At 42.8% G+C, this 21878-nt stretch carries 1 protein-coding gene; it reads right to left on the bottom strand.

The genetic code is table 11. The features are described from left to right. Positions 1-10: 10 nt before the first annotated feature. A complete protein-coding gene (locus BM176_RS05315) occupies positions 11-21877 on the bottom strand; it encodes a non-ribosomal peptide synthetase (RefSeq protein ID WP_090100325.1) in 21867 nt (7288 codons plus the stop codon). Position 21878: the final 1 nt, after the last annotated feature.

The raw sequence follows: 21878 nt of genomic DNA on the forward strand, positions 1-21878 counted from the left end.
TTTAGTGAATTTATAGTTTTGCAATCCATGATGAGCACCAGGGTTCGTTGATCATTGAGAAATGATCTCCCGCTGATGAAACCATCGTGACTTTATTAAAATAATTATACCAGCTGGTATCCCCATTCTGTTCCCATTTTCCTCCAAGCAATTGTGAGTTATCCGCTTTTACAAAGCGTAATGGCTGATCCAGTTGTATATCAGGTGTATAATGAGCTGACAGTGATGTATTATACACTTCCCACATATTCAGAATCATCTGTGCAGGTAATACATTCACTATACTGCAGATGAAAGGCAAACGCTCTAACACCGGCCTGGCAGTCATTGTAGCACACAATTGTTCAATGGCTTTTTCATCCGTGGAAATACCACTGAAACTAATCAGACCTTTGAAGTATAATACCATCCGAACAATCTCTTCTTCATCTGAAAGCGTAAGCGGATTAGTATAACAATCCAGCAGTGTTACCATATCAACACTCCCGATGTGTTTAAGCATTTCATAAATAACAATTCCCGCATAACTGTGCCCCATCAGTTGGATCTTTCCATTAACAGGTACCTGCGCCATAAGGCTAATGTTATGTTGTGCCATCTCCTCTATAGTCTTATAAGCAGGTGCATCTCCATACATTCCTTTCATCTGCAAACCATACACAGCACCGCTTCCCGGCAACTGTGCAGATAAATTAAGATATGCTTCAGTTGCCCCAAGTGCTCCCGGTATAATAAAAGTGACAGACTCATGATGACCTTCGCGGAGTAAAATAATGTGAGGATCCCTGTCAGATATAACAGTTACTCCCTGTTGCCTTTCTTTGATCAGCAATTTCATTTGTGAGATTGTATTACGCTTCATAATATCTATGAGTTGTAATGCAATTCCTTCAAATTGCCTGTTAATTCTATCTGCCAGCTGTATCATCAATAATGAATTACCTCCCAGTTCGAAAAAGTCATCCGTTACCCCAACTTTTTCTGCACGTAAAAGTTCCTGCCAGATAAGAGCCAGTTCTTTTTCTATTTCATCCTGAGGTTCAACATACCTGTTTACGTTCAGTGAATGCTGATCAGTTGCCGGTAATAAACTCCTGTCCACTTTTCCATTTTCCGTAAGTGTGATTGCGTTGATGGGAATGATCATGGATGGAACCATATATTCGGGCAAATAACATTTTAAATATTCCCGTATAGCCTCTTTATCAAATTCATGTTCAGGAACTACATAACAAGCCAGTCGTTTATTACGGTTGCCATCATCAATGGCCAGCACTACACATTCGCGTACCAGCGGCGATTGTTGCAATAATGTTTCGATCTCTCCTAATTCAACCCTGTATCCATTAATTTTAACCTGACCGTCCTGCCTGCCAAGAAACACGATATATCCGTCAGGATGTTGAAATCCGCGATCTCCGGTTCTATACAATGGCTGATTGAGCAAAGGATGATACATAAAACTTGCAGCCGTTTTTTCCGGGTCCTTATGATATCCCTTTGCAACACCAATACCCCCGATGTAAATATCTCCGGGTACATTCAGCGGAGCCGGAGACAGGCTGCTATCAAGAACATACATGGACTGATTACCTAACGGATATCCATATGGGATACTTTTCCAGGAAGGATCTACTTTATCTACCGGATAATAAATAGACCATATTGAACCCTCTGTGGCACCACCAAGACTGATCACCTTACTGCCAGGATTTAATCTGCGTATCCTATCCGGCAGATCAAGTGGAATCCAGTCTCCACTCATAAAATATAAACGCAAACCGGACAGATCATTTCCTCCTTTTGCCTCCTGATGATCTATTAATAATTTCACCAGTTGAGGAACGGAATTCCATATGGTTACTCCCGCATCGGCAACATAACGTGACCATGCAGCCGGCGTATATCTTTCACTTTCAGCAGGCAGCACCAGTGTTGCACCACATGCAAAAGTGCCGAAGATATCATATACAGACAGGTCAAAATTGAGATCTGAAATACCAAAAATCTTATCGTTTGCCGTGATCCCAAAACGTGCATTCATATCATATAACGTATTCACAGCACCCCGGTGATCAATCATAACACCTTTGGGTTTACCTGTAGAACCTGAAGTAAAAATGATATAAGCCAATGCTGTATCCTGCGTTCTGACAGGTACATATTTCAACTTCTCTCCGGCAAACACCTTTTCATCCAGCAGGATCAATTTAACACCGGGTGGACAATCCACCTTCTCCATATACTCTTCCTGCACTAAAACAAACTGCGATTCTGTTTGTATAATCAATTCATTTAACCTTGCAACAGGGAGATTACCTTTAACAGGAATATAGTGCCCGCCGGCCATTAAAATGCCCAGCACGCCCCATATTTGTTCCAGACTTTTATGTGAAACAATGGATACCGGTGCATTTAATGGGAGCCCTGCCTTTTTAAGATAATTAGCTAAGCGGCAGGCCTTATTATGTAATTGCCTGTAAGAGATCTTTTCTCCGTTATATACTACCGCAATATGGTCAGGTGTTTTTTCTACCTGCTCATCAAATAAACTGGTGAGTGTTTTATGCTGGGGATAAACAACCGCTGTATTATTCCTTTCTACCAACAGATGATGCCACTCTTTTTCCGGTAGCATCCGGTAATCCTTCAATGCTCCTGTTGGTTCTGACAATATACCGGTAAGCAATTCATGGAAATATTGAAGATGCCGGTGGATAGCAGTAGAGGTAAATGCACCCTGGTTATATTTAAGTAAAATAACCAGTTCATCGCGCAGATCATGTACCTCCATTGCATATACGAATGCAGTTTCCTGGTAAGGTTCATCCAGTAGTTCAACATCGGGGTGAACATTCAGTACGGTATCAAAGATATTCAGATAGGAATAACATACCCCAAACAACTGCTCATCCCCATATCGCTGACTCAGATTCAAAGCTGCAACCAGCCGTGGAAAAGGATAGGCTACATGATCTATACTGCTGATGAATGCCTGTTTCATTTCTTTCACCAGTTCATCAAAATGCATAGCAGGCCGGATTTTTGTCCGGCTTACCATCATGTTCACATAATAACCGATACTGCGCTCATGCTCTTTTTTAGGTCTTCCTGCCGTAGGGCTCAGCGTTAGAATATCTTCATTCCCACTCAACCTATAAAGCAATACATTAAAAATGCCCTGCAATAAAATAGAAGAATTGATATTTAATTCTTTTGATCTTTTTTTAAGTAATATCAGTTCTTCCTTTCCCAGCTGAAGCCTTTCACTGCCAATTCTTCTGTCGGGCGCATCCTTTACAGGATATAGATCATAGGGTAAGGATAACAACGGCAGGTTCCCCGCCAGCATAGATTGCCAGTATGCAGCACTTTGGTTTCCCTCCCTGCTTCGCAGATATGCCTGTTCCCATGCAGAGAAATCAAAACAGGCCATATCAGGTGTTAATGGCTGAATTGCAATACCTTTTTCCAGGCTCTTATACTTATCAAAAAATGAAGAATGGAATAAGGTAGCGGAGATACCGTCAAATATAATATGATGAATAACAAAAAGAATATACGTTTTGTCCATTGACTGATCATACCTTGTATACGCTCTTACCAAAAGGTCCCGCTCTAAATTAAAAGGTATTCTCAACCACTGCTGAAACATTGTTTTTATATCCTGTGTTTCGCCCAGTGTTGCATGATCATAAGATAAAGATGTTAGCTCTTTTTTTATTTTATACGTCAGCACACCCGTCTGCGCATCACGAACAATATTAGTGTTCAACACGGGATATTCCTTCAATAACAACGAGAGGGCTTCCCGGAAATTTTCAGGCGACACTTTTCCTGACAGCGTAAATGCAACAGGTACATTGTAACTCGTATTACCGGGTTCCAGTTGTTGAATAAACCACAACCCCTGCTGCCCTTCGGACAAAGGATATACGGGGAAAGCATGATCTTTCTTATTGTTCCATGCCCCCTCCAGCAAATCAAAGAAGGCTCCGAAATTATCTGCACCAAATACCTGCCCTATTCTTATATCCAGCTCAAGGGTTTCATTAACTTCCCGGATAAAACGAATCACTTTTACCGAATCAAAATTATAATCTACTGGAGATAAAGTCCTGTCAATGTCTGTTAGCTCTATATCAAATATTGTTTTTACAAGCGCTGATAATTGAGCCTGATACCCTGGTGATGTGGCAACAGTATCCGTTACCGGTATGTCTGTAACTTCCGGTTGTTTAACCAGATCCGGGATACTACCATTCGCTGATTTGTATTCTTCCAGGATGATGTGTGCATTCACACCTCCTACTGCATAACTATTCAATGCAGCCCTCCGGGGATAACTACCATTTTTCCAGTATACAGCGTCCTGCTCCAGTAACATTGCATGCCCGGGATCCAGTTCTTTATTAACAGCTGTCAATCCTGGAATGCCCGGGATTGTTTTATGCTGAAACGCCTTTATTACCTTAATCAGAGAAGCCATTCCTGAAGCCAGTTCGGGATGCCCTACAGTAGGTTTCACGCTGCTGATCCGCCATTTCTTATCCGGATTAGTGCTTAATTCACTATATGCGTTACTGATAGCACCTACTTCAATAGCATCAGCCATACGGTTTGCAATACCATGTGCTTCTACATAATCAATAGTTGCCGGGTTAACTCCTGAGTTAGCAAAACTTCTGCTGATCGCTTCTTTAATACCTTTAGCGCTGGGGGCTTCAAGTGAAAATCCTCTTCCATCATGATATACCGCACTTCCTTTTATAATGGCAAGAACATGTTTATTATCTTTCTTTGCCTGTTGCAGGGATGTTATGATCAATACTCCGGCACCTTCGCTCCTTACAAATCCGGCACCATTATCACAAAAACTTCTTGTCAGCTCATCAGGGCTTAACAAGTCCGATAATCCTATAATGGCGTTACCCTTGTAATCTTTTTCAGATACCACATTCACACCACCTATAATAGCCTGTTCACACTCACCTAAACGAATACTTTGCAATGCTCTGTGCAATGCTACGTATACGCTTGTACAGTAGGTGTTGATCATTTCACTGGGGCCCTTAAGATTCAGCTGGAAGGAAATTTTGTTAGGGATCAGGTAAGCCATATGACTGTCATGGCGCAAACGATCCAGATCAGCGTCATCCAGAAATACCTGTTGTGCACCGATAAATACTCCTGTAGTAAGCGCACACAGACCAGTGCCTGTAATATTATAAGTGTGCATTGCCTGTCCCAGCGCACTAAAGATCAGTTGCTGCTGACGGCTCATGAGCATAAATGCCTCAGGGGTTATGCCCAGCTTTTCTTTATAGATGTCCTGATAAGTAGCAGAGACTGCTCCATATTGGAAGGATGTTCCAATGGGAGCCCCTTTCATAGATGCGCCTGTTTTTACCTTATTCCAGAGTTCATCCGGATGTTCAGCTTCTGCAAAAAGTCCTCCCAACGCCACAATGGCCATATCACTGTTATCTGTTATTACCTGCTCTTCAGGGCTTGCAAATCGTACAGGTGTTTCAGTTATTATATCAGGCACCTGATTACTGCCCGATTCAACCGCCCTTGCTGCTAACGACAGGATATCCGGATAATTAAAAACATCTATCACTACCAGGGCTGTATGTAAACGTTCATTAATCCTGTTTACCAGTTTAACAGCCACGATAGAATCCATCCCATATTGCTGAAAGGGTGTATCTTCTTCTATTCTATCTAAGGGGAGTTTTAATTCATCTGCTAATATTTCCCGGATCATTCCTACTGCAGCCAGCTGTTGTTCATCCTGCTCGTCTTTATTCCCTGCAGGTATTGTTCCTTTTCCTGGTTTGCTATTGAAACTTTCAGCCGTTATACCGGCTTTTCCATAAGCCACAATGCCCTGTTGAAAAGTACTTTCCAGTAAAATATCAAAAGCCAGGAGGCCCTGCTGAACTGGTAGCGGCAGGATACCCCATCTGTGTTCCATTTGCTGCTCATATGCAGCGTCTACCTGCATACCTCCGTCCTTCCATAAAGGCCAGTTAATGCTCAACGTTTTACCCTTCCGTTTTCCCTTTGTTCTTTTTTCCTCACGGGAAAAAGCAAAATTATCCAGCCAGGCATTGGCCGCAGCATAATCCGCCTGACCAATATTTCCTATTACACCTGCTACCGAAGAAAAAACCACCATGAAATCCAGCGCGTCATCTTTTGTTACTTCATCCAGATTGGAAGCACCTGCAATTTTAGGTGCTAATACCTCACTGATCTCTGCGTTGGTTTTATTTATAATAAAGCTATCACGTGTGGTACCTGCACTATGGATAATACCATCCAGCTGGTTGTAATTCTTTCTGATAGTATTGATCAGTGCCTCTACTGCTGCTTTATCTGTAATATCACAGGAATAGTATTCAGTATTGGGTATTTTAGCCAGTGCTGCCAGCTTCTCTTCTGTAAGCCTGCTCCTTCCTGTAAGTATGATACGTGTGTTTGGAATGCGGCTGATATGAGCAGCGAAAATCAATCCAAGTCCGCCGGCACCACCTGTTATCAGGTATACCCCTCCTTCTTTTATCTTCACACCTTTTGCAGCAGTACTGTTTGCCGGAATTGCCTGAAGTGTTTTCACTTCCCGTATTCCATTCCTGTAACGGACTTCTCTGTCGGGCGACTGCAATTCCGCTTCCAGTATATTTACCAGTTCTCCAAGGTGAGCTACAGATAAATTTTCCACACCAACAACCGTTCCCGTTACTGATGCAAACTCCTGCGTTGCAGTATTCAGTAAACCCGTAATGAATCCGTATTCAGCGTACTCTGTTGTGTTGCAGACAACCAATATCCGGGTAGCACGTTTGCTCATTAAAAGCGCCTTCACCTTTTCCATCACGCTAACAAAATATATTTCCGCACTACCTTCTGCCAATACATCCACTTCAACTCCCATCATGGCCTGTAGTTTATCTGATAGTCCTATGGGAGCCCCTACCAGCAATACCAATGATGATGCAGCATTATCTGTAGCTGTTATTTCACGTGCCTGCCAATTATTCCCAAACATGTGAGTAACGGCCATGCCTGTATTATCCGCAGGCAGACTTACAAAATCTCTGAAGGATAACAGCACTTCTCCTGAAACATCCAGCAAATCAATATCATAACGGCCACTCATTCGGCCTGCCGGGCCCTCCGGTCTTCTCACATAACACCAGCAGGTATCCGTCAGCTCTTTGTAAATAGCTATTTCCTTTATACCAAAAGGAAGTAACAATGCCTGCGACCCCTGTGATAAACTAAGTCCGGCACATGTTTGTAATGCAGAATCAAGGATACCAGGTGTTAATACATATCCTTCTTCCCTTGACAATGATATCCTGGATAATACTTCTTTATCACTGTACCAAAGTCGCTCTATGCCCTGAAAACTACGACCATGCTCTATCCCGCTGCTACGCAGTAATTCATACAATTGCAGACCGCTTACAGACTCCTGCAGACGGGTACGGATGGCCATAATATCCTGTGCAGCAGGAACATTTTGAACACCAGTACTCAATGTGCCTTTACTATGCACCACTTTAGTTCCTTTATTGCGGGTATATATTTCATAACCTGTATCACTACCCGATGGGAATAACCCGGTAAATACACTTTCAGGAGTACCATTTACATGTAAAGGACGTAACCATGTAATATCTTTTATCAGTGTAACAGGAGCCCCGATGGAATATTTTCCTGCAGCCCTCGCCAACTCGAGATATGCTACACCTGGAAATATCTTTTCTGCTCTCACTTTATGATCATGCAGGAAAGATTCTTTACCTGAATAAATACTGGTAAACTGCTGCTCCTTTAGTGTGGAAGTATTTTCATGCAATAAAGGATGAAGTTTATTAACATCCCCTGTAGCAGCCATCTGCACAGCTGCCGGTATCCAGTAGCTTTCTTTTGCAAAAGGATAACCAGGCAAACTGATTCTATGAGGAGTATGATCAGGGTATAACAATGTCCAGTCTACCGCTACGCCCCTTACCCATAATTGGGCCAGTGAGGAAAGCTGTTGATTTTTCAATGCAGAGATCACTTCATTTTCCAACAGTTGGTCTGCCCGGTATTTTCTAACATTGCCGGTAAACAGCCCGGCTGTTTTATTCTGCAGGTAACTATCCAATTGAACCAACAGTTCATTCCGGTCTTTTGCAATGATTCCCAACCGCTCTTCCAGCGCAGCTCTGCCAATTTGTAAAGTATATGCAAGGGCAGCAGGCGATACAACAGGATTGCTGTGTAAATAATCACGCAACCGCTCCACCTGTTCCTGTAGCCTGTTTTTATCTTTCGCAGACAATACAACTAACACCGGTTTCGTACTCCCGGCATTCATTGTTTCCGAAGTATTGAACTCTTCAATCACCACATGGGCATTGGTTCCGCTAAAACCAAAACTACTGATCGCAGCCTTTCTTGGCATCCCATTTATTGTTTGCCAGTCCTTTAAGGAGGTATTTACATAAAACGGAGTATTGCTAAGATCCAGATGTTCATTAAGCAACTGATAGTTAAGCGTAGGCGGTAACTGGCGATTCCGGAGAGATAACAATACTTTAATCACAGCTGCTATACCGGATGCGGTAAGTGTATGTCCTATATTACTTTTCACACTTCCAATTCCACAATAACCAACGTTGTCATTACCCGGACTAAAAGATGCTATCAGTGCTTTTACTTCTATTGGATCCCCCAGTTTTGTGCCGGTACCATGCGCTTCTACATAATTGATAGATGCAGGATCAATTCCAAACTTTTCATAAACACCCCGTTCAAGTATTACCTGGGCATCTTTGCTGGGCGCAGTAATTCCATTTGTAGCACCATCCTGATTTACACCCCAGCCTTTTATTACACCGTAAATATGATCACCATCAGCCACTGCCTCATCCAGCCTTTTAAGAATCACAACACCAACACCTTCTGCAGGTACAAATCCATTGGCACGGTTGTCAAACGTATAACATTTTCCATCCGGACTAAGCATACCAGCTTTACTTGCCATGATATGCATTACCGGAGTAGAGAGTACACTTACTCCGCCAGCAATAGCCATATCACTATTACGCATTACAAGGCTGTCACATGCCTGTGCTAATGCCACCAATGCACTTGAGCAGGCAGTATCAATAGATACACAAGGACCTTTCAGATTCAACAGATAAGAGATACGGGCACTTAAAATAGAACTACTTCCTCCCGTCATAACATGCGCATCCAGGTTATCATATGCCAGTTGCTGACCAGTATGATAATCGCCGGTGGTAACACCTGTAAATACACCACAACGTTTGTTAGCCAGTCCTTTTGGATCATACCCTGCATCTTCAATCGCCTTCCAGCATTCTTCCAGGAATATCCTTTGCTGGGGGTCCATCATTTCGGCTTCCTTTGGAGAGATATTAAAAAATAAGGGATCGAACTTATCGATATCTTCCAGTACGCCCATCCACTTACAATAGGCTTTACCTTTTGCACTTGTATCTTCACTGTAATAAGATGATTGCGGCCAGCGTGTGTCAGGAATTTCCGTCACACTATTTTTACCTGCTTTCAGATTCTCCCAAAAAGCAGTGGTATCCGGAGCTCCCGGCATTCTTGCAGCCATTCCCACTACTGCAATATCAGCGTAGTCAATATGTTTTGCCGTTGCAGGCACCGCATGACTCACAGCTGTCCTGGAGCTTTTAAAAGAGTGCGCATTCCGTTGCTGTGCCTGTAAACGTTGTTTCAGTTTCCCACTCAGATCATCGATTGTAGTTGCAGTATGACTGATGATCACCTTCCCGATATGTGCGCCTGTTTCTACAAACGCCATTGCCTCTCCAATAGCAGATAATGGATAGATCCGGCTTACTACCGGGTACACTGCACCCGATTCAATCATCTCCACCATAGTAGTTAATGCTTCCTTCACAGTATACATACCGTTACTGCCAGAAAGGAACAATCTTCTGAGATCAATACTCTTGATCTCCTGGTTATCGGTTAAGCGGGACAAATCAAGTTTACTACTTGTTTTCAGCCCCTGCACCGCCAGTTCCGCATAACGTCCGCCGGAAGCTAACAGGTTAAGTCCCGTCTGAATCATACTTCCGGATAACATATTTAATACAACATCAAAACCTTTGCCCTGTGTATGCTGACGCATATCCTGTTCAAACGTTTCCCGTTTGTAGTTTCCTGCATGATACACCCCAACATCCCGCAGAAATGCCATCTTCTCCTCTCTACCGGAAGAACCATAACTGATTGCCCCCAGCAGATTTGCCAGTTGTAAGGCCATAAGCCCACAGCCACCCGCCGCTGTCTGTATCAGCAGTTTTTCGTTTTCTTTTAACCCTGCGTGTTGCAAAGCATAATATGTTGTAATGAAAACAACCGGTAAACTACAGGCTTCTTCAAAAGAAATATTCGCGGGCTTTTTCACAACAAGTTCTGCCGGTACATTCACATAACTGCAATGCCCTCCCATATTTTTACCTGTCAGTGCAATCACGTTAATCCCGGTTTCAATACCGGCTACATCCTTACCCACCTTCATAACAGTTCCGGATACTTCAAAACCCGGGATAAAAGGATAAGGAGGAATAGTAGGATAAAACCCTTTTATACACATGATATCCGGAAAGTTGATGCTGGAAGCCATCACCTTTATCTGTACTTCTCCTGCTGCAGGATCGGGAATAAATACCTGTTGCAAAGATGTCATATTGATATCCTGTACTCCGTTTACCAGGTACCCGAGCGCATTACCATTTTTTATAACAGGCGCAGGTTTACTTTCTGCAACAGGGGCAGTTGCCATCTGTTTTAAGGGAACCGCATTCTTTTCTTTTGCGGATGTACCTGTTAACTGTTTCAGCACAAAGTCTGTCAATGCAGCTACTGATGGATGATCATACAGGTCTGTTGCAGACATATTAATCCCGAATGATTTGTTGATGGCTCTTACATATTCTACTCCGGTAATAGAATCCAGTCCGTAATCAATAAATTTCCGGTCCATCTGTATTTCCTCGTCGAGATACAATGCTTCCTGTAGCAGTAAAGCCAGCTGTGGCCCTACTTCCTGTTTCATCAATGACGGCAAAACAGGAGACACTTCAAGAACATCTGCTACTTCCTCTTCAGCAATGTCCGGCAGATATGATGTTTTCACCAATGGCTCAACGTGGTTCTCTGTAACTGCTGCTGTTGTCTGATATTGCAGTACAAATTCCGTTAAACGCGTAACAGTTGGATGATCATACAGATCTGTTGCAGACAGATTTATCCCAAATGCCTTATTGATACTTTTAACATACTCCACCGCTGTAATGGAATCAAGTCCATAATCATTGAACTTCGTTTCCGTACCAATTTCTTCTTCCAGATATAGTGATTCCTTTAAAAGGTCTGCGAGTGTATTCCGTACTTCAGCAGCTGATAATTTATCAGAAAGTGTAGCCGTAATAGTTTTATTCATTGTAATGACGGGTAATGGTAATGGAGCAGGTACTATGAAAGGTTCAGGAATATTCACCACCTGCTGCTGCCAGATATTTTCAAGGACGATCTTTGTTTCAGGTTTATTTTCAGGACTGAACAAATCATCTTCCAGCTTTATCTTTCCTGTTGACAATGCAGGCGGAGCAATGATCACTTCCGGAGCCGGAGGCGCAATAGCAGTATGAACAGGAGTAACCGGCTGTTTTGTATGATTATCAAACCAATAACGGTTCCTTTCAAAAGCATAACCCGGTAAACTAATCTTACGCGGATGCGGGCCCGTATAAATGAGATTCCAGTCCAGCGTTACGCCTGCACACCATAAATCCGGCAGGGCTTCATAATGACCTTCATTTATAAGTTTGCTCACCAGTTCTGCTCCCAGCATTCCCTGTAATAATTGCAATTGCTTTTTACCTGAGGTTACATTTCCCCTGGTCATACCTTCATTTCCCTGAAGATATTCCCTGAGATATTCCTGTAACTGCTCCACACTATTTACCGTAACGCTCAGTCGTTCCTCCATGGCTACACGTCCCACTTGCAATGTATAAGCCATATCATACAGATTGGTATCAGGATGATTGTTCAGGTACCGGGATAGCTGCGCCACCTGCTCCTTCAGACTTGATTCATTACGGGCAGATAATACAATTATTGCGGGCACCTCCATCGTGTTATCTGCTGAAACAGGTGGCTGATATTCTTCAATAATCACGTGTGCATTAGCGCCACCAAATCCAAAACTACTGATACCGGCTATACGGGGTTTATTATGAACCGTATTCCAGGATGTTGTTTCCTGTTGCAGGTAAAAAGGACTGCCTTCCAGTTTAAGATAACTATTGGGTGTTTTTAAATGAGGATTTCCTGGTAATACCTGATGTTGCAATGCAAGTAATACTTTCATCACACCTGCTATTCCGGCAGCTGCTTCCAGATGTCCGATATTAGACTTTACACTTCCTAAAGCACAATAGGGGCTTTCCGGTTGCGGCAGTTTATGATCTTTATATAATTCCTTAAATGCCAGCTTCAGTGCTTCTGTTTCAATAGGATCCCCTAACGGAGTACCAGTGCCATGCGTTTCAATATAACTTACATCACGCGGATCTACTCCTGCATTCCTGTATGCTTTCAGCAATAGTTCTTTCTGAGCTACCGGGTTAGGAGAAGTAAGGGTATTGGCTTTACCTCCATGATTTTCCGCAGTACCGCGGATCACTCCGTAAATATGATCCCCGTCTTCAATAGCTTTATCCAGTGATTTTAAAATAATGATACCTACACCTTCTCCTCTAACATATCCATTTGCATCCTGATCAAATGTTTTACAACGACCATCCGGGCTCAACATTCCTGCCTGTGTAAGTGGCAATAATGTTTCAGGAACCAGATCCAGACTTACTCCACCTGCAATCACAATTTCACAGTTTCCATAACTGATCTGTTCCACAGCCCTGTGAATAGCTACCAGGGAACTGGAACAGGCAGTATCTACCGGCTGACTGGGGCCATGTAAATTAAAGAGATACGAGATACGGTTAGCCAGTATAGAATGTGAAATACCTGTAGCCAGTAATGCTTCATGCGTTAAATGATGATGCTGTACCAGCGAAGCATAATCATTAAAATAAGCACCTATGAATACACCGGTATCTGAGCCCGACAATTCTTTTATATTAATACCAGCATCTTCCAGCGCATGATATACTGCTTCCAGTGTGATCCTTTGCTGAGGATCCATCAACGTAGCTTCCTTGGGCGAAATACTGAAGAATAGTGGATCAAAACTATCTATGTTATCTATAAATCCACCCCATCTTGCCCTTGTTTTAGATTTATCCTGCTGTGGATCGCCATCATATTTTTTCCAGTCCCACCTGTTAGCCGGAACTTCCACAACCAGGTCCCTATTAGCTTCCAAATGCTTCCAGAATGTTTCCAGATCTGCAGATCCGGGGAAACGTCCATTCATTCCTATCACAGCTACAGCCTTTCGTGAAGACTGCGATTGAGCAACAACAGGCTGCCTGCGTACCACCTGAGGATGGACTTCATTCAATACCTGTCTGCCTGCGGATGTATGCCTGCGCTCTGCATTTTCGCTATGTTCTTCCACAAGGAATGCAGCAAGATCTGCTACAGTAGGATAATTATAAAATACAGTAGGCGTTAATTCCAGTTCGTAATATTCATTCAGCCGGGCTGTGAATTTCGTTAGCAGGATAGAGTCTAACCCATAACTGCCCAACTCTTCATCCGGTTTAATACTGCTTACAGGCAGCTTCAGTAACTGCCCCACCATCTCCTGTAACTTCTGTGCCGTTTTCCCCTGTAGTATGGTTCTATCAATGCCTGTCTTTTCTTTCTTTGAACGCGTAAATGATTTTATTAAGCGTTCCTCCTGCCCATACAATACAATGATCTGCTGATGCGCCAGTTCCAATATTTTCTCAAAAGCCAGCATCCCTTTTTCAACCGGCAGCGATTTAAGTCCCCATACACGTTCCATCCAGCTATCGCTGTCCTGGTGATACATTCCCCCTTCTTTCCATACCGGCCAGTTAATGCTAATGGTCCGTCCTTTTTTCAAACCAGCAGCAACTTCCATATTACGCTGCTGTGCATATATATTCAGCCAGGCATTAGCGATGGCATAATGTGATTGCTCTATTCCTAATACACCATCCAGCGTACCTGAAACTGAAGAAAAATAAGTAACAAAATCAAGCGGTTCATCCTTAGTGGCCTCATCCAGATTAACCGTTCCCGTTATCTTAGGCAGCAACACAGGAGAAGTTATCAGATCATCAATATGAGTTAGTACGGAACTACTGAAAGAAGGTGATACGCCTGCTGCATGAATAATTCCATTTAAAGAACCGTATTCTCTTTTAATCATGCTGATCAACGCTGTCACATCCTCCTTATTACTCACATCGCATGGATAATAAACAGCGCCGGGTATAGCATTTATCCAGGTCTTTGCTGCATCCGCAGCACTTCTTCCTGTAAGAACCAAACGAATGTTCTTATTTAACCCGGACAGATATGTTGCAAATATTTTACCCAGTCCGCCACTACCTCCGGTGATCAGGTATACACCTTCAGTTTTCAGTGGCAATGCATGGATCGTTGGTTCCTTTGTTGTTACTTGCTGTAATACTTTCGCCTCCCTGCTGCCATTCAGATAACGCACTTCAATATCCCGGCTACCAATTTCTTTTTCCAGTATAACATTCAGGGATGCTACCGGCATGTCATAACTATCTATCCCAAGTACCTGTCCACTTAACGGGTGATTTCCAAGCTGAAAAGTTCTGAATAATCCTGCTGCAAAACTACAATTACCGGCATTCGCATTTTCATGCAATAAGGTGATACGGACAGGCTGTTTATAAGTGATTGCCTCCTGAACGATCTTATATAAAGCAATCGTGAATGCTATTGGAGACAGGTTTTCAATGACATGTAATCCTGTTCTTTCAGGGAACAGTCCTGAAGCCGTCACTACGATGATCTCACGTACCGCTTTTGATACCTGGCGGGACTGTACAGGCATTATTTCCCATTGTGCAGAAAGTAATACCAACTGATCCGGAAGGGTATGGCGTTCTTCCATATGGTATTGAGGCAGTTCATCTTCCTGGTCAGGCACCCAATATCGCTGACGGGCAAACGGATAACCCGGCAGACTGATTTTTTCCGGTTTATTATCCGGATAAAGCAGATTCCAGTCTATCTTCCCTCCTTTTACCCATAATTGAGCAATAGCAGAAAGTTCTTTGTTCTCTATAGCATAATTTATATAAGCATTACCGGCACCTCCTTTTAACAGAAAATCAGTTTTATCTCTTTTTACATTACCTGTAAATACATCTGCTGTTTTACCACTGAGATATTCCGTTAACCGTTTTTCCAGATCATTTTTATCATTCACTACTATTGCAAAACGTTCTTCCATTGCTTCCCTACCCACCTGTAAAGTGTATGCAATGGAATGGATATTTACAGCAGGGTGAGCCTGGATATAGTCCAGTAAATGTTTGGCCTGCTCCTTCATCTGATCCTCCTGTTTTGCAGAAAGCAGTATGATAGCCGGTGATGTATTCACAAAGGCAGCTGTAATTGCCTGTTGATATTCTTCAATAATGATATGCGCATTTGCACCTCCAAATCCGAAGCTACTGATCCCTGCAATTCTTGCCTGATCACTATTGATAGTCCAGGGTGTAGTATTTTTCCGCAGATAAAAAGGGCTGCCTTCCAATTGCAGATATTCATTTGGAACCTGCAGATGAGGATTACCGGGTAATGTCTGATGTTGTAATGACAACAACACCTTCATTACACCCGCTATTCCTGCAGCAGCTTCCAGATGTCCGATATTTGTTTTTACACTCCCGATACCACAATAAGGTTTTTCGGGCAATGGCAACTGACGCTCTTTGTATAATTCTTCAAATGCCAGTTTCAATCCTTCAGTTTCAATAGGATCTCCCAATGGCGTACCTGTGCCATGTGCTTCTATATAACTCACATTTCTGGGATCTATGTTCGCTGTACGATAAGCTTTCAATAGCAGGTCTCTCTGTGCAAGCGGGTTAGGAGACGTTAATGTATTGGCCTTCCCACCATGATTCACTGCGGTACCACGAATAACACCATAAATATGATCTCCGTCTGCAATGGCTTTACTGAGTGGTTTTAAGATCACAATACCAATTCCCTCTCCTCTCACATAACCATTGGCCCGCTGATCGAAAGTGCGGCATCTGCCATCCGGACTTAGCATTCCGGACTGGCTAAGGGGCATCAATGTTTCAGGAATAAGATCGAGACTTACACCTCCTGCAATAACGAGATTACAGGAACCATTATGGATGTTTTCTACTGCCCGGTGAATAGCTACCAGGGAACTGGAACAGGCAGTATCTACCGGTTCACTGGGGCCATGCAGATTAAACAGGTATGAAATTCTGTTTGTAAGAATAGAATGTGATAATCCTGTAGCTGCCTGAGCTTCCTGGATACTGTTATTACGTTGAATGAGTGATGCATAATCATCAAAATAAGACCCGATAAAGATTCCTGTGTTGGTGCCTGAAAGACTTTTCACATCTATTCCTGCATCTTCCAGTGCATGATATACAGCCTCCATTGTCAGGCGTTGCTGAGGATCCATGAGTTCAGCTTCTTTAGGAGAGATGCCAAAAAACAAAGGATCAAACTTATCTGTATCATGAATAAACCCGCCCCATTTTGCTCTTGTTTTACCTTTATCTATCATCGGATCTCCATCATACTTTTTCCAGTCCCATCTTTCTGCCGGTACCTCTACAATCAGGTCCCTGTTGGCTGCCAGATGTTCCCAGAAATCATCCAGGTTCTTTGATCCCGGGAAACGCCCGCTGATACCAATTATAGCTACACCTTCCCGTTCAATGACCGGAGATATTGGTGCGGCAGAAATAATACGCTCCTTAACAGGCGCTGGTGATAGCCTTAACGCAGTAACAGCAGGATGCCGCAGTAATAGTTTTTCTGCATGATTTCCCTGCAGAAAAGTTATCAGCTCTTCCAGCGTGCGGTAATTATAAAAGACCGTAGGTTTCAGCTGAAGACCATAATAATCATTCAATTCAGCTGCAAACTTTGTTAATGAAACGGAATCAAATCCGTACTCTCCTAATTCTACAGTGGGATCAATATCATTTACCGGTAGTTTCAGCAATATAGAGATCATCTCCAGTATCTTTCCTGTTACCTGCCTGGACAAATCAGGAGAAAGTTGTTCCTGTTGTCCTTCATTGATTGCTGCAAAAGAACTGATCAATCTGTCCGGTTCTCCGTATAACACCATTACCTGCGCTGCATCCTGTTGCATAATAGTTTCAAAAGCCGCTAAGCCTGTTTGAGCAGATAATGATTTTATGTCCCATACCTTCTCCATCCAGCTATCACTGTCTTTGTGATACATGCCACTATCTTCCCACACCGGCCAGTTGATGCTTATGGTCCTTCCTCTTTTTATGCCATTTGCAACTTCTCTATTTCTCTTATGCGCATAACTGTTCAGATATGCATTCGCCAAAGCATAATCTGCCTGGTTTGTACCAATTACACCATCCAGTGTACCGGATATAGATGAACAGTACATAACAAAATCCAGTGGTTCCTGTTGTGTAAGTTCATCTAACAAAACAGTACCTGTTACTTTTGGTAATAGTACCGCGGATGAAATCATATCCTGCTGTTCCAGTGCGGATACTTCAAAAGAAGGAGCTACACCGGCACAATGCAGTATCCCATTTATACTACCATATTTTTGTTTGATAGTTTGAATCAGTGTACGCAGTTCATTTACATTACTCACATCACATGGGTAATATTCAGCACCGGGTATACTATCAGTCAATGCACTTTTTTCTTTTGTAAGGGGACCTCTGCCTGTCAGGATTAATTTAAGCTGCTTATGTTTTGCGCCGAGCCAGGATGCAAATATTTTCCCTAACCCACCGGTGCCTCCTGTAATTAAATAAACACCTCCATCTCTGACTGTCAATGGAGCCACCGCGGGTAAAGAAAGCACCTGTAAAACGTTTACTTCTCTTTTCCCTGAGCGGTAACGGACTTCTATATCTTTGGAGAATACTTCAGCAGCCAGTATGTGCCCGATATCGGCCCGGAGGGAATCTACCCCCAGCACCTGTCCGCTTAGTTGCTGATTTCCCAGCTGAAAAGTTCTGAATAAGCCAGTCGCAAAGTTGCAGTCAGCAGCCATCCCATGTTCATGCAACACTGTAATACGTGCAGGTTGTTGCTCCCGGATTACTTTCTTAACCAGCTCCAGTAACTGAACACAATAAACCATTGGGTCATCGGCCTTCCAGTTAAATATTTCACCTTTATAATTATCTGCTATTACATCTCCCTCAGTTGTTCCTATCTTGATCAGATACTGACGTATTTCTTTTAAACTATCCTTTGCGGTAATAACTGAAGGCAGCCATTTTGGCGAAAAAAATACTGTTTCGTTTATACTATCCTGTTTTAATGGTGCCACTGTTTTAGCTGCCCAGTATTGCTGCCGTGCAAAGGGATAAGAAGGCAGACTAATCTTTTCCGGTCTGTTTGCCCGATATAAAATCGTCCAGTCAATATGCACGCCTCTTACCCATAACCGGGCCAATGTAGCCGGGTCTTCCATCGCAATAGCCCTGTCTATTGCAGGCCCCTCCAATAACAGTTCAGCATCCTGTTTGCGGATATTACCTGCAAAGATGCCGGTAGCAGTACCAGATAAATAATGTGTTAACTGATTAATCAATTCATTTCTGTCTGATACGATCACTACCAATCGTTCTTCCATTGCTTCGCGGCCTGTCTGCAATGTATATGCGATATCTTCCAGACGGCTGGCAGGTTTATTTTCGAGATATTTTTTCAGGTTGTTTACCACCTCTTTCAACCGGGTTTCATTCCTTGCAGATAAGGGGATGATAAAAACACCGGTATGCTGATAAGGTACGCCGGCAGGTGGTCTGTACTCTGCTATAATAAGATGGGCATTACTTCCTCCTGCACCAAAGCCGCTTACACCAGCTATGCGTAACTTATTATTTTCTGTAGTCCATTCTTCCAGTGATTGCTGCACCAGGAATGGGCTATGTTCAAAATCTATTGCAGGATTTAGTACCGCTGAATGCAGAGAGGGCACCAGCTGCTGATGTTGTAATTGTAATAATACTTTTGTGATGCCCGAAATACCTGCCGCAGATTCACAATGGCCTATATTCGACTTCACAGAACCAATGCGGCAATATTGTCGCTTATCTGATTGGAAAGCCCGTGTAAGACCCGCAATTTCTATAGGATCTCCAAGACTGGTGCCAGTACCATGTGCTTCAATATAACTGATATCTTCTGCTGAAATACCAGCCTTCGTAATCGCATTTTTGATTACAGCTGCCTGTGACCTCGGGTTAGGAACAGTATAACCGTTTGCCTTGCCACCGTGATTGACTGCGGAGGCTTTGATCACACCATAAATGCGGTCACCATCTGCTATTGCATTACTTAAACGTTTCAATACCACAGCACCCACTCCTTCACCCGGTATGAATCCCTCTCCTTCACTACCAAAACTTTCGCACCTTCCACGACCTGATAAGAAGGTTGCCTGACTTAAGAGTATGTACTTATTGGGATGTATACTCACGTTAACGCCACCAGCTATAGCTACATCGGTTTCGCCTAAACGCAAATCATTACAGGCAAGATTAATTGCTGTCAGTGATGATGAACACATTGTATCCACCGCCATACTGGGGCCGTTAAAATCACAGAAATAGGATACTCTATTGGCAATACTGCTGGGGATAGCACCTAAACCGGGGCCTGTCAACGGATACTCTTCATACATGACTCCCACATAAACACCCGTACGCACCACCTTTTTTGTTGCCCGCTGAGATAATTCACTAGCGGCATAACCAGCATCTTCAATGGCAGCCCACACAGTTTGCAGAAAAAGTCGTTCCTGCGGATCTATTAATTCAGCTTCTTTAGGTGAGATATTAAAGAACAAAGGATCAAACTCAGCAACGCCATTAATAAAGCCTCCGTAACGCGTATTAATCTTCCCTTCTTTTCCCTTACGGGCATCATAATACACATCATTATCCCATCGCTCAGCAGGAATTTCCGTAATACTGTCTTTACCTGCTTTCAGGTTTTCCCAGAAAGCATCTATGTTATCTGCGCCAGGATACTTACCACTGATGCCTATTATAGCAATATCATCGGCTTCTGCATTCGTATGGGAGATAGCCGGCACAGTATTTACTTCCGCTGTTTTACTTATTCCGTTAAAATGTTCCGGATGCTGTATTGCAAAATATTCTGCCAGTTCACGGATATTTCTGTATTCAAAAAAGGTAGTGGCCGGAACAGGTCCAAATTCTTTTGAAAGTATCCTGGATAAAGAGCCTATCAGAATAGAATCTATTCCCAGCAATTCAAAACCTGCAGTTACATTTAAACGTTGCTCATCCAGTTTTAAGATCCCTGCAAATACTCCTTTCAGGTATTTCTCTGCCTGCGTCTGAATATCACTATCTGCAATAGTTACTTTTTCAGCTTTTGCTACTTCAATGCTATTACTGTTTAAAATAACCATTCCGTCACTAACGCTTGCAATCACCTGTTGTGGCAAATGATTTCCTCCCGGATAAAAGCAAACTTTACCATACCCGGTTTCTGTCAGTACTATCTGCCAGCTGGCAGGAGCTAATGCAGGACTACCAGTAATTCTCAGGGCGGCATCTTCATATAACCACCAGCCATCCAGCAGTCCAAAAGTGAGGGTAGTAAACAATTCCGTACGGACAATTTCATTTAATAGCAGCATTCCGTCTTTCTTCAGCAACACTTTTATATCAGACAGTGTATCTGCTATATTTTTTGTTGCATGTACTACATTAGCAGCTATTACGATATCAAAACTACCAGGTAAAAACCCTTGTGCAGTGGCTGATTGTTCTACATTAAACAAGGCTGTTTCCAGGTAGGGGGCTATCCCTTTATAAGAAGCTTCTGCGTGTAATAAAAAACTTCTTGAAATATCTGTATATACATATACTACCTGATCTTTAAAAGGCAATAACTTTTTAAAGATCAGTTCACTTGTACCACCGGTACCGGCACCTGCTTCCAGGATCCTTATTTTCTCTCCGGGCATCAGGTATTTCACACTGGCTGCAATACTTCCGGCAACAGTCTCTGCTACTAATTCATTAAAATAATCAGACTTATAATTCCCCTTATAGAGGTTAAGAATATTATCGAGTTTTCCTTCAGGAAACAGGACTTCTGTTGCCAGTACTTTCCCTGTCAGTATATTCCTGAACGAAGACAAACAAAGTGTGAGGAGATGAATATGTGCATCATAACCCTGACATGTTTCCTTCAACCGTTTTAATTCCGGCGCAGCCTGAAATCCCTGCAATGATTCACGCATTGCCTCCGGGATTATAATATTGTTTCCCTGCAGTTGTATAAATCCTGACACATCCATACAGCGGATCAGTTCTTCAAACAAACGTGTATACCGCTCTGTTATCCCCATCTTTTTCCTTAACACATCCAGAGAAGGCCATGCCCCCGCTGTTAATCCCAGTTCCAGTAAAAACTGCAGCACTGCCTTTTCACATATCAGATTCAGGGTCGATTCTGTATCAAGGTCATTATTATAAACAGGTGGCAAAGGGGCTGATTGCTTTAACACAGAAATACTGTCTATTTCAACTATTTTCCTTCCCTTTTTAATTATTTTCATC

Source organism: Chitinophaga sp. CF118 (assembly GCF_900112615.1).
Classification (GTDB): Bacteria; Bacteroidota; Bacteroidia; order Chitinophagales; family Chitinophagaceae; genus Chitinophaga.